The 12,449-nt window shown below is 44.6% G+C and carries 10 protein-coding genes; 4 read left to right on the top strand and 6 right to left on the bottom strand.

Features of this window, described 5'->3' with window-relative positions:
* Window positions 1-113: 113 nt before the first annotated feature.
* A complete protein-coding gene (locus RH45_RS14455) occupies window positions 114-548 on the bottom strand; it encodes a GNAT family N-acetyltransferase (protein WP_008078379.1) in 435 nt (144 codons plus the stop codon).
* Window positions 549-936: 388 nt separating this feature from the next.
* Between RH45_RS14455 and RH45_RS14450 the strand changes: the two genes are divergently transcribed.
* Both RH45_RS14450 and RH45_RS14445 read left to right on the top strand, forming a co-directional pair.
* Window positions 937-3,189 (top strand): putative bifunctional diguanylate cyclase/phosphodiesterase, encoded by a 2,253-nt coding sequence (locus RH45_RS14450; RefSeq protein ID WP_008078378.1) that lies wholly within the window; start codon window positions 937-939, stop codon window positions 3,187-3,189.
* Between the two features lie 48 nt (window positions 3,190-3,237).
* Window positions 3,238-4,413 (top strand): GGDEF domain-containing protein, encoded by a 1,176-nt coding sequence (locus RH45_RS14445; RefSeq protein WP_008078377.1) that lies wholly within the window; start codon window positions 3,238-3,240, stop codon window positions 4,411-4,413.
* A 51-nt stretch (window positions 4,414-4,464) separates the two neighbouring features.
* On the opposite strand, the gene RH45_RS14440 is transcribed toward RH45_RS14445, so the two are convergent.
* Window positions 4,465-5,220, bottom strand: coding sequence for a substrate-binding periplasmic protein (locus RH45_RS14440; protein WP_158026987.1), 756 nt, complete (start codon window positions 5,218-5,220; stop codon window positions 4,465-4,467).
* Window positions 5,221-5,344: 124 nt separating this feature from the next.
* Window positions 5,345-6,577, bottom strand: coding sequence for a hypothetical protein (locus tag RH45_RS14435; RefSeq protein ID WP_008078373.1), 1,233 nt, complete (start codon window positions 6,575-6,577; stop codon window positions 5,345-5,347).
* 369 nt (window positions 6,578-6,946) lie between these two features.
* Between RH45_RS14435 and RH45_RS14430 the strand changes: the two genes are divergently transcribed.
* A complete protein-coding gene (locus tag RH45_RS14430) occupies window positions 6,947-7,888 on the top strand; it encodes a helix-turn-helix transcriptional regulator (RefSeq protein ID WP_008078372.1) in 942 nt (313 codons plus the stop codon).
* Between the two features lie 12 nt (window positions 7,889-7,900).
* Here the strand turns inward: RH45_RS14430 and RH45_RS14425 are convergent, their stop codons facing one another.
* Genes RH45_RS14425 through RH45_RS23575 form a run of 3 tightly spaced genes read right to left on the bottom strand, consistent with a single transcriptional unit; the run spans window position 7,901 to window position 10,486 of the window.
* Complete coding sequence (locus RH45_RS14425) at window positions 7,901-9,364, bottom strand: sodium:solute symporter family protein (RefSeq protein ID WP_008078370.1); 1,464 nt, start codon at window positions 9,362-9,364, stop codon at window positions 7,901-7,903.
* Window positions 9,365-9,390: 26 nt separating this feature from the next.
* Window positions 9,391-10,335 carry a DMT family transporter gene (locus tag RH45_RS14420; protein ID WP_008078368.1) on the bottom strand — a complete coding sequence of 315 codons (945 nt, stop codon included), beginning with the start codon at window positions 10,333-10,335 and terminating at the stop codon, window positions 9,391-9,393.
* Between the two features lie 10 nt (window positions 10,336-10,345).
* On the bottom strand, window positions 10,346-10,486 hold the full coding sequence (locus RH45_RS23575) for a hypothetical protein (protein ID WP_008078366.1): 141 nt from the start codon (window positions 10,484-10,486) through the stop codon (window positions 10,346-10,348).
* Between the two features lie 402 nt (window positions 10,487-10,888).
* Here RH45_RS23575 and RH45_RS14415 point away from each other — a divergent pair.
* The coding region (locus RH45_RS14415) for a VCBS domain-containing protein (RefSeq protein ID WP_008078364.1) at window positions 10,889-12,449 on the top strand (1,561 nt) is incomplete at its 3' end.

Raw genomic sequence — 12,449 nt, 5'->3', positions numbered from 1 at the left:
TCTTAGGTTAATTGTTATCAACCCAGAGTAACCAAAGGGGGATTAAGCCCGAATTGAGGCGAGATTAAGATTTGTTAATCTAACGATTCTTCGTCAGTTATTGACCTAAACCACTAGATTGCGAGATTGTCTGAAGCGTTGAAAGAGAACATTCTTACTTCGTCACGCGGGAACCAACCAAGCTTTTGATAAAACTGCTGAGCACTGTGGTTCTCGTTCACCACGAACAAATGCGTTTTAGCGATGCCTTGCGACTCCAACGCATCAACAGCTAGACCAACCAACTGTTTACCAATACCCTGACCTTGGCAGCGTTCACTCACCGCTAGGTGCTGCAAGTAGCCACGGCGCCCATCGGTGCCGACTAAAACTGCACCAACCACCACGTCATTCTGAATCGCCACAAAACTCAACCCTGCGTTACGTGTTAAATAGTGAGTGATGTTTTGCTCTGAATCAGCCTCACGCAGAACCATATGATCGGTTTCTGTCCATAAGCCAGATACTTGTTGGTAGTCCGACGCCACCATTTCTCGAAAAGTTGTCATTTAAGTCCTTTTAAACCCCTTTTATTCAATAGCCTTAACAGTTGCAGCAAACATCAAGTAAGAGAATATGCCCGCGAAATGCGAACTCATTAGTTTGCACCTAGGCTCATAAGTATCTAAAAATCATTGTGATATCAAGGAGAAGTTAGCCGTTCCCATTAACTTCAATGCCGAACAGAAGCGATTAATTCCAGCCTTCCCCACCGACCTTCGATTATGCGCGCGCTTTTATAAAATAACCTCACAAAAATCAATTCTATGCTCGCGTATGCCTCTAATTACGTATATCTTCATCTTTATCAACAAAGACAGTTACTACTTTAGTTGAGTATGGGTAGAGAAACCCGTCAGTTCTCAACGGCTAGAGATAATTCTTAGAAGTATTCTCATGATTCTATTTAGAAACAAATTAGCGCTTATATTCATTGCGACCATGCTGGTCAGCTCCATCGTGTTTTCTGGGTACCTGTCGTCTGTTTGGCACAGAACCCACCAGCAATTCAAGAACTTACAGAAACATGAAGTCAACCAGCTTTCTGCCAACACCCATATGTTTCTCAAAAGCCAGGAAGCCTTGTTACTGCTACTAGGTGAGCAACTGACTCGTGATAAGCCATTGCCAGATGCCCCACAGCACGCGCCAATATTAGACAAAGTACGCGCGACACACTCAGCCTTCGTCGGCCTTGGTCTGGCGAACCCGCAGGGGGATTTGCTCGAGGTATCCTCCAACCTGCCGCTTGATTCCTTACCCAACCTTAAGCAGCAGGAAGAAAGCCGCGACTCGTTCATTCAAACGCTAGATGCAAACAGACTGGTCATTGGGCGTACTTACTTGCTCAATTTTTTGCGCCACCATGAGATCGCGATGGCGCTGCGAGTCCCGATTCGTCTACCGGACAACCGTTTGAAAGCCGTAATGACCGCTGGAGTCAGGGTCAATAATCCAACCTTCCAAGCCAACTTACCCGATTATCACCGAATCGACATTATTCGAGCTGATCGCTATTTCCAGTACAGTAGCGAGTTTTTCAACAACGAAATGGCTTACGCGACCGCAATCACAGATGAGTGGCTCAACACCATGTTGAACTCATTTGACCAATTACACTCTAAAAACATCAACTTCGAACATTCTGGCTATTTAAATATTGACGACGAGCGTTACTCCATTGAACTTAAGTACGACGAATACTTCCACCTTTGGTTTATGTCTCGCATACCGACAAGCCAGATACACCATCAGTTTCTCCAAGACATCATGGTGCCAACCAGCTTCTTCTTTATCAGTTGTTTTTTGCTGTTGGGCTCTGCTCGTTACATCTATCAGAGAGAAAAGTCCAAATACCTCGAATTGAGTCATCAGGCTTTTCACGATCCTCTGACGGGATTAGCCAACAAAAACAAACTGCGTAAAGAAGTCCAACGCCTTGCCAACAACCCCCAGTCCATAGCCTTTATCAACATTGATCGAATGAAGAGTATCAACGAGCTCTATGGACAGAAGTATGGCGATCAAGTACTGATTGCTATTTCAGAAAGACTTAAGGCGCTGATTGGCAAAAATGGCATGGTAGCAAGAGGGTTCGGGGATGAGTTCTTTATTATGTTCCCTTGCGCGTCAGAATCGGAAACCGAAGTCATTTGTCACCGCGTACTCCAGTCGATTGCCAAACCGTTTTTAATCGATGATTCCACCATTTTGCTCACTGCCAGCATCGCGGCGACCAACACCGCTAAGTTGCAAACTGAATTCGATGAGATGACATGGTCGCTCGGCGTCGCAATGACAGAGGCAAAAAAATCCAAGAACACGGTCAGTTTTGTTAATGCCCAGTTCCAAGAGCAGCATTTAAAGCGTTTGAACGTTGAATTCAAACTGAAAAAAGCGATAAAAAACCGTGAGATTTTCGTCGTCTTCCAACCCCAGTTTCGTGCTGATGGCAGCTTATGCGGTGTCGAAGCGTTGGCGCGTTGGATAGATGAAGAACTGGGTTACATTCCTCCTGATCTGTTCGTTTCCGTGGCTGAGCAGTCAGGTTTGATGAGCGACCTTGGCGAGCTGATCATGCAAAAAGCCATTCGCGAAACCGCCCACCTTCACCAATCAACCTCAACTCGCTACTCTTTGTCGATCAATGTATCGGTTCAACAGTTAATGGACTCACAAATCAAACAGGCGCTGCGGAAAGAACTAACATTAAACGATATGAGTCCGAAAGATGTGATTCTTGAGATCACAGAAAGCGTCTTTATTGAAGATATGCAGCAGGTTAATGCCATGTGTAATGAGCTCGTTGAGGAAGGGTTTAGGCTGTCTCTTGATGACTTTGGTACTGGATACTCATCACTCAGTTCGTTGAGCCAACTGCCCTTGTCCGAGCTAAAAATCGACAAATCATTCATCGATGGCTTGCCAGATGATTCGTCATCGGAGCGGATGGTAAACAACATCATCGACATCGCCCGCAACCACAAGATGACCGTGGTCGCTGAAGGTCTTGAAACGCAGGCACAAAAACAAAAATTGATAGAAATGGGATGTTTATGCTTCCAAGGCTATTACTTTGCAAAGCCTATGGAATCGGCAGACTTGAACGCGCTATTAATCAGCGGACAAACAAAAACCTCCGTCGTTTAGGAATGGAATGAACATGTTGTACACATTTAGATTTAAAGCTGGTAGTTAATGAAGCTGGTCAATTTGGATAAATTACACACCGCTGTCTGGATATACGATATCGACAATTTTTGTATCGTATGGGCCAATAATGCCGGTTTGAAATTTTGGTCAAGCCCAGATGTTGACGCATTGAAACAGCGAGATTTTCGACAAGGTGCTTCCGATGCCGTCAAGCAAGCGCTTTTGGATTATCAAACCGCATTTGAGCAAGGCCAAGTATTCAAAGAAAACTGGCATTTCACACCGAATGATCGCGAAGTCAGCGCCCTTTGCTATCTGTCTGGCATCACGCTCGACGATGGCCGCCAAGCCATGTTAGTTGAAGCGGTCAGCATTGATGATAAACCCGAAAATGGCTACTTCATTGATAGCGTTATCATTTCCACCTTTAGTATCAGTGGCGAGTTTTTAAGTGGCAACCCGTCTTTTCATAAAGAGCATGGCGATCACGTGCCGGCTTTAGGTCAACTGTTTGTCGATACCCACGAGCTGGGCAAAATGCTCTCGACAATTGACAAGAAAAATGAGTATGAAGGTGACGTTCAGTTCCGCACTAAACTTGGCGATCAATGGTATCGCTTAAACGTAAAAGCCTCTTTAAACACAGACAACGAAAAAGTACTGCTACTCCACCAGCACAATATTAATGAAAGAAAGCTGCAAGAGTTAAGCTTAGAGAAGTTGGCTTTAACCGACCCACTCACTCAACTGATCAATCGTCGCGGCATCAACAAATCGATTCAAGAGCTGATCGATCTCGACAGTAACCAAGAGAATCGCTTTACCTTGCTGTACATCGACCTCGATGGATTTAAAGCGGTAAACGACAAGTATGGCCATAGTGTGGGTGATTTACTACTGGTTGAGATCGCTGAAAAAATCAATCGGCTACTGGGCGAACAAGCGCAACTGGCCCGCTATGGCGGTGACGAATTTATCTTATTGCTCAAAGGCACCTGTTGTGACCAACAACTCACCGTCTTGTGCGACGAGATTATGCAGGTTCTTACCTCACCTTTAGACAGCATTTATGGTGCCTCACTTTCTGCCAGTATCGGTAGCGTCTGTTTCCCTACCGATGCGCAAACCATTGACGAACTCATCCAACTTGCGGATGCGGCCATGTACAAAGCGAAAAAAGCGGGTAAGCAGCAATACGTCAGGCACCAAGCCGACAAATAACCTCACTATTCAAAACAGCAAAGCGAGCTATTTTACTGGAGTAGATCGCCTCTATTTGTATTGATTGATAATGGTGTTGAATAAACCTGACCGTTTGATCCGCGCCATTCCCAAGTCAAACAAACGCACATAGTCATTACCGTTATCGGTACTTAGTACATGCCAATCACGCCTTGAGAATGGAATAGAATGATAAGTGATTTGCGCTTGTTGATCAGGGTACTCACTTTGCAAAAAATACTCCCCGACAATCGGGTTTAACGGCACGGCATCGACCCGGCCTTTGAACAGCAATAAAAATGCATCGTGGTAGTCTTTTGCCAATTGGTAATTAAGTTCCGCACCTTGATATACATCGAGGTGGCGGTAGCCCAATATGCCGGCTAATTTATACTGGGCAAGCTCATCTACTCTACCCGACCAGTCAAAATTAACCTTTTTACTGTGGAACATGACTTCCTGCGAAGCCATAAATGGCGCAGAAAAGGTAACCTCTTGCGCACGCAGCTCTGAATACGAATAGGGAAAGGTGATATCAAATTTGCCGGATTTGACTAACTCATAGCAGCGCTTCCAAGGGGCACGCGAGATAATCACATCGTGTCCCACGGCGCCGTAGGCCGCTATCACTAATTCTTCTGTAACCTTTGGGCCATTAGGGTCTGGAGACGTGAATGGCTCATATTCTCCTACCACAGCCGTGACCGTGGCTGCCGCTGTCGCGTTGCACGAACCCGTTATCGCCAGAATACCCAGCACTCCCAATTTGACCACGCCTACATACCTACTTCCATTACCGTAATTCACTAATCTATCATTATAGTAAGACTTTTTTATGAACCCACGTAGAAAGAAACCAGGTCTTTTGTTGTACCCTCCCTAAAAGCAAAAAAGGGTGGCGAAAGTGCCACCCAAAAGGAGACCAATAGTCTTAGTATTCCCAGTGCTCGATACTGTGAGCGCCAAAGAATTGGTTAGAGAAGTAGTCTTCGCAGGTGCCTTCACGCCATACGTCTGCTGTCGCGCAGTGTAGACCGCCACCAAAGGCGTAAGCGTCACGCAGATCGACTGGGACAACTTCAAAGCCAAGTTTATCGAATTGTTCCATTTGGCCCGTTTCTGAAGCTTCAACACACACCGTTTTATGGTCAAGAATCAGAGTATTCATTGATAGCCATGTGCTTGAGTAACACAATGGAGGTGGCGTATCCCATGCTGGTGCAACCGCTTCTACGATTTCCCAACCGTTCTTCTCGAAAATGTCTCGTTGTCCTTTAAATAGAGGACGATGAGGGTTCAATAGCATCAATCCAGGACGCAATGGACAGAAAGTCGCGTCAATGTGAATTGGATGGTTATCTTCAAAGCTCAGTGTATGAACACGGTAGCCTTGTGGTTCGTATTTGCGTTTAATCCAACGGATACCTGCCAAGTTGGTTGTTAGGCCATGCTGAACGAAAATGTCTTTACCCAAACGCATAACGTCAGCAGCATCAAATAGGATGTCAGTCTCTTTGGTGCTGTACTCTTTTCGCAGTGAGCGGGCCATGGTCTCTTCGTCAGTTAACGTCTCGTAGGCAGCAACGTAATCCATGCGGAAGCTGTCGTCAGACAAACGCGGGCGAGGAGCTTGCTCAATCAAACATTCAGGGTCTGATTCAAAGTATTCACGCAGCAAGTCCACATAAGCCAAATACTCAAAGTAACGACTTCTAAAGCTCATTGGCGCCATCAGGATGCTTTTACCCATAGTCAGCAAGCAGTCTCGAGGAGGCATAACCCCAAAACCTGAGCTGATGCTAAAATCTGGCGTTGTAATGCGCTGGTGCCAGTCTACAGCTCCTGGGCGGTCCACGATGATGCCGCGGTCTTCCAACGTTTTTGCAAAGCCATTCAAGCATTCGTTGGCGCGGTCGATGCTCTCTTGAGTACGGCGCCCCGGCTTGCTGCCACGCATTGGAGAATCTGCAGGGATTTTTTCATTACTCGCAGGGCAAGCTTCAGGGATATGTTGGTTGTCAGCAATACCGACAATCACGTGTTTTAGTGGGTCAAAATCATTGTATGACTCAACGTGCAATCCCGGGCGCACAATTGGCACACCAGAATCTTTTCTTTCTAAAGGTAGAGAAGCATTTGGATATAGATCATTCGAAACACTCATAGCAAGTTCCCTCAGGCACAAGTTTGGATTAAATAAATATAGAGCGAATATAATCTTGGATGGATTATTTATTTTCTGTCTATGAGGTTATTTTTTAAATAAATATTAAACAGAGAATAGCCAAATAATGCTGAAGAGTGGCGAATTTCTGCTTTGTTTATATTAATTATTTAATTGGATAATTATCCAAAAAGCATGGATATTATGCAGAACTAAAAAGTAGTACGTGACCTGAATTGGCACAGGTCAAAAATTAAAAATATCACTATCTACTAATGAAGACTTTAATCACGTTTCCAGTTTTTTTGCTTGAAGCTAAACAGGGCTAGTGCAAATGTAGAACATCTCTTTGTCATGGAGCGATTGACTATGAATCAAAAAATAATGGCGAAAAACTCAGAGTTTCACTTATTTGACTTACAGAAAGTGGAAGAGTCACAACATATGATCTTTGGTGCTGACTATATCTTGATACAACCTAACATCGATGGTTGTACGCTGCATCTTGCCAATAAGGAATACCAACTGAGTAAAACAGACGCTGTTCTACTCGCCCCCTTTAACCCTTTTCGTTTAACTGTCGAAGCCTGTTCAAAAGAAGCCATCAAGCAGGGCTACAACATATTGCACTTCCGCTTGCATTCGCTTGGCCAAACCTTTGTCGATAGTGTTCAATTTCAGGCTGTGAGAGAGATGCTAGAAGAGGCCAAGTGGGGCTCGTTGTTTACTGGCAGTGTCGTTTGTGAAGTAAGAGACAAGATGGATCAAATGGAAAACAAGTTTGATTTTATTCACGTCATTTATTTTTTAGATTTATTAAATACGCTCTCAAAAGATAAAAATAAAATTAGACTATTAGAAGACTACTTAGAAATTAATAGTGTTAAGAAAACAGAAGATAGATTACAAGTCGCTCTTGAATATATCGAAGACAATTTATCTGAGCCTTTATCAGTCGCACAAGTTTCTCAGCAAGTTCATATGGCTGAAAGCACATTCTCTCGCTTCTTTCATTCAAATAAAGGCATCACCTTTAAGCAATATTTAATCGAACAAAGAGTACGACAAGCTGCTCGATATTTAGTTTCTACCGACTGGAGCATTGCGACGATAAGTGCTGAAGTCGGGTTTTCATCTTTATCAAATTTCAATGCGAAGTTTAAGAACTTACTGCGAGTCACACCCAAAAAATACCGCAATGATCATATTGATATGAGAAAAGAGATCATGAGCTCGTCATCTATTGAAGGGCAGGTACAGAGACAGTGCAATGAAATCGACTATTTGCATGCACTGGCCTCTGGTTTTTAAGTTACGGGAAGATCAGTTGTTTGAAACCCAGAACTGAGCGTCGGTTTGCGCTGCGTACACTTTAGCAATGACAACATAGCTGAAGCTGGAGATAACGGTGGCATAGATTGGCGCTTCAACCCATCCCATATCAAACATCAAAAACAGCACGCTACCTGAGCCAAAACCTATCAGCATAGAAAACAGCGCAGCGTAGATGTTTCCTTCGATAAAGCGGCTCAACATCATCGGGGCAACCAATGTCGCCATAAGCGTCCCAGAGCCCAAGATTGCCAGCATTGAGAGCATAAACGGTGGCGCATACAACATACCGACAAAGCCAACCAAACCCAGTCCCCATACCGCTAATCGATTAAATATCAGCAGTTGAGTTTCTGACATTCTGCATTTTGGCCAAATGGCTTGGCGCAAATCATGCGACACAGAGCCAGCGATGGCATGGAGTACAGAGTTCGCCGTTGATTTCATCGCAAACAGAATAAACAAAGTAATGACGGCGGAAGTGGTTGGCGTTAAAAAGGTGGTCAGAAAAACAGGCATGGCGTTATCGGCATTCTCTAGACCCGGGACTTTCACGCGAACATACAGACCCGCGAGTGGCACTAAGCTCAACAGGCACGCCATGGGTGTCATGTAAGCCGCCATCAAATGAAGTTTGGTGTTTTTTGCCAAAGCCATAAATCTCACCGACATATAAGGTAAGGTGGTAGCGTATATAAATGCGTACGGAAGCACCAAAAAGACATGCCATGTACTCGCACCATAAGGACCGGAGTTGTCTGGCTCAACCAATGATGGATCTATCGTATGCAGAGCATCAACAAGCTCACTAGGTGATATATCGGTAAAAACGGTCATCGCAATGATGGCGGCAGAGACACACATGCCGATAACCATTACTGTATCAGTAAATGCGACCGCCGCGAGCCCACCGATAGAAGTATAGAGAATGATGATCCCAACCATGATCAACGACGCCATGGTCGGTGAGATGCCGAGCCATTGCCCAGCAAGTAAACCGAGTGCCTTTACCTGACCGATTAAAAATACCAATAAAAGCACAATGGTGATCAGAGCCGCGACAGCCTGAGTAAGGCGCTTAACGGAATCAGGCCCTTGGTGATTTTTGGCAATGTATTCCGGTATGGTTAGGCTGCCCATCGCTTGGGCTTTCTGGTGCAAAAAACGAGCGCAGAAGATAACCGCTAAGACCATAGCAGGCGCAAAGAAGAAATTGCCGAGCAATTCAATTGCGCCATACTTATAGGCCACACCGGGGGAGCCCATAAAGCCCCACCCAGAGAAGCCCGTCGCAACAATAGTTGCTGCGCCAGTAAAGGGACCAAGACAATTGGCAGCAAGTAGAAAACCGCCCTCACCTTCATCTGACTTCATTATCTTGTTGCTGTAAACGGCTAACCCTACCATGACAGCAACAGTAACGAGAAGTAAGATCCAATTGAGCGTCGTGTTCATAACAGCGTCCTTGTCTTGGTGAAGCGTTATTGATTAGCTTGTGCCGCAGTACTAGCCGCTTTGGCTTGTCTACGTTTATTCATCGTAAAGACAATCTCACCCATGCCGCCACCAATCACCAATATTCCACCTAGGGTTTGAAGCGCAGTGAGACTCTCTCCAAACATCATGATACCGATCCCTGCTCCTACAACGGTTTCTAAGTAAGAGACACAGGCAAGCTCTGCCGCTTTAAGATGCTTAGCCGCGATAGTGAGCAGTGACAGCGCGCCAAAGCCAATAAAGAAGCCCATAGAGATTAGCCAAATCCAAGAGCTGCTATCCATTTCAGCCAGCGACGGCGGATTGAATATGAAGAAAATCGCAATGGCGATGGCACCAAATGAAAAGTTAAAGAACGAACGCGTATCTGAGCCTACATCTGTGCGGTAGCGACTCAAAAATAGATACAAACCATAACCAATACCAGACGCTAAGCCGAGCATATCCCCCAAGAAGTTCTCTTTAGAGAAAGAAAGCGATACCGTTAAGCCGCCTTCGGGTGTGTGGCTGATAATGCCGATAATAAACAGACAGCCAATGAAAACCGCCGTTAACAGCCCCGCTGTTAGCTTGGAGATTTTTTCTTTAAGAAATACCGCAGCCAAAATCGTTGAGAATACCGGCCCGGTATAGATTAAAAACACCGCGTTAGCGAGCGTCGTATATTTAGTTGCAGAAACATAAGCCGCAAGACACAAACCTAAACATGCCCCGCTCGCCATAACGGCAGGGGTCAGTTTGGTTGCTTTTATTAAACTCGCTTTACCGTTATAGATAAGGATGGCCAAGATACAGATCGCGCCGACCATCATTCGAGTAAAGGCAATAACATCACCACTCGTATTTATATTGCGAGCAAAAAGACCGACGCAGCCCATCAAAGCAGCGGAGACGATCATCGTCGTATAACCAAGCGTTTTGGTGTTCATAGTTGACTCCTTAAGGTTTTGATACTTTGGAGACTTTTTCGAGCACGCCTTCGCCAGACTTTTCATACTTGAAATAGACTGCGAACACCACAATCCACAGCAGTAGATTGGCAATGATAAACGCATCGATTGACCAGTAACCTGTTAGCATCAGTCTTCCTTTTTCAGTTGCTCTCAAGCTGTCGACCCATGGCAGTTTCGACAAGGTTGAGAATGTTCCAATATCGAATTACCCGTTAATAATTCATTAATCAGTTAGGGATAACTAGCCAAAATCTGCCGAAAAAATGCCAATTCCTGCATGGGTGATTTAAGTTTGAAGTGGAGTTCTTGTTTGGGAGGGGGTGGTGGTTCTCGTTGAACTTTTGATAATAAAGATTCTATACAGGCTCGGTTTAGCAATCATGCCGAGCAAACTTCTCCTCTCCAACTTACAGTTTTATTACTAATCGTTCTGAAAAGGGGCACTAATTTGCAAATGTTATCTTCAAGTAGAAAAACAGCAATTCTTGTACTTTAATCAATAGGATATCGAGAAAGTTGGGTCAGGTTCATGGAAAAGAAAATAGCTGAAAAAAAAGCAAACGATCGTAAGAAAGCCCCTACAAACCAAACAAACAAAGAACAAGTAAATTCTAAGAAAAAGAGGGTAAAACTATTCTCTAGTTTAAAGATTCAAATCCCGCTACCTAGCAGCCTGATGCTCATTCTCCCGTCTTTAAATGTTAAAGCATCACAGGTACCAGCAGATTTAGAAAGTGATACTGAAACCCAAGTGAATGAGGCTTCAAACCTTCAAAACAATATGGAGGAGTCCATTCTGCCTACAGAGGCATCATCTGCCTCAAAGAATACTCAATTATCATCAGCCAGCGCGACCACACTCGAAGATGCTTCTATGCACATTGAGAACACGCCCCTTCCCCCTTCGCATCATCTTGCTTCTCATAGCCATCCGGTTATTCACCGAATTCCACTTTCCAGTACGTCGCCGTTAAACAATATCGTGAGTAACAATCAAACGACAAAAACACCTCCTACGACTACGACACCCAAACTTCCGCAAAGAGTGTCTTATGTGGAAGAAACCATTCAAGGTGCATACGGTCAGCTACACGTAGATAAAAATGGCAGTTATCAGTTTACTCTCGATCCAAAATCTCAAGCTTATATTCTGCTTCAAAAGCAAGAGCCAGGTACCGACACATTTACAATACATCTAACCGATGGAACTAAACTGATTATCCAAGTACCTGTAGTGGGGAAACAAGATTCACCTGTCATCACTGGCACGCTCTCCGGTCATGTCATAGAAGATCACAATGTGGACAATCACGGCTTTCTGAAAACGAGCGGGAAAGTGGATGTTCTAGACCCAGACCATGGTGAAAGTGTATTAGTCCCAGAAACTATACATGGCCAATTTGGCTCACTATCTATAAACGCTCAAGGACACTGGCAGTATATCGTAGATAATTCTCAATCAGCAGTTCAGGCATTAACCAACGGCACTTCTCTTGCTGAATCATTTATCATCCATACTGTAGATGGAACTCCACAAGTACTAAAAATGTCAATTGGTGGGGAAAACGATAATGCCCTTGTGTCTGGTGCTGATACTGGCGATATATATGAAGACCTTTCCCCTCGCGTGACAGGAAGTTTATCTATTCATGATACAGACACTGGTGAAGCCCATTTCTCAAATACCGATCTTTTGGGAAGCTTGGGGACCTTGCATCTGACTGAGTCCGGATCTTGGACATACGTTCTGGATAACGCCAATCCAACCGTTCAAGCATTAGCAAACGGAGAAGCTACAACGGATACGATCACAGTACACTCCGCTGATGGTACGCCTCACCAAATCACAATAACTGTTCACGGCACTAACGATACTGCCACCGTCAGTAATGCAACTGTGGCTTTCAATGAAACGGATAAAGTTGTTACAACTTCAGGTACTTTGACCAGCACTGATATCGATAATCCGGATAACACCTTCACTCCAGACTCAATCACAGGTACCCATGGCAGACTAACCATCGATGCCAACGGTCACTGGGTATTCACCGCCAACAGCGAATTTAACCAACTTAACGTTGGCGACAAAG

Source organism: Vibrio sinaloensis DSM 21326, assembly GCF_000189275.1.
Lineage (GTDB): Bacteria > Pseudomonadota > Gammaproteobacteria > Enterobacterales > Vibrionaceae > Vibrio > Vibrio sinaloensis.
The sequence above is the reverse complement of the archived record's forward strand: the minus strand, read 5'-3'. Positions and strand labels throughout refer to the sequence as shown.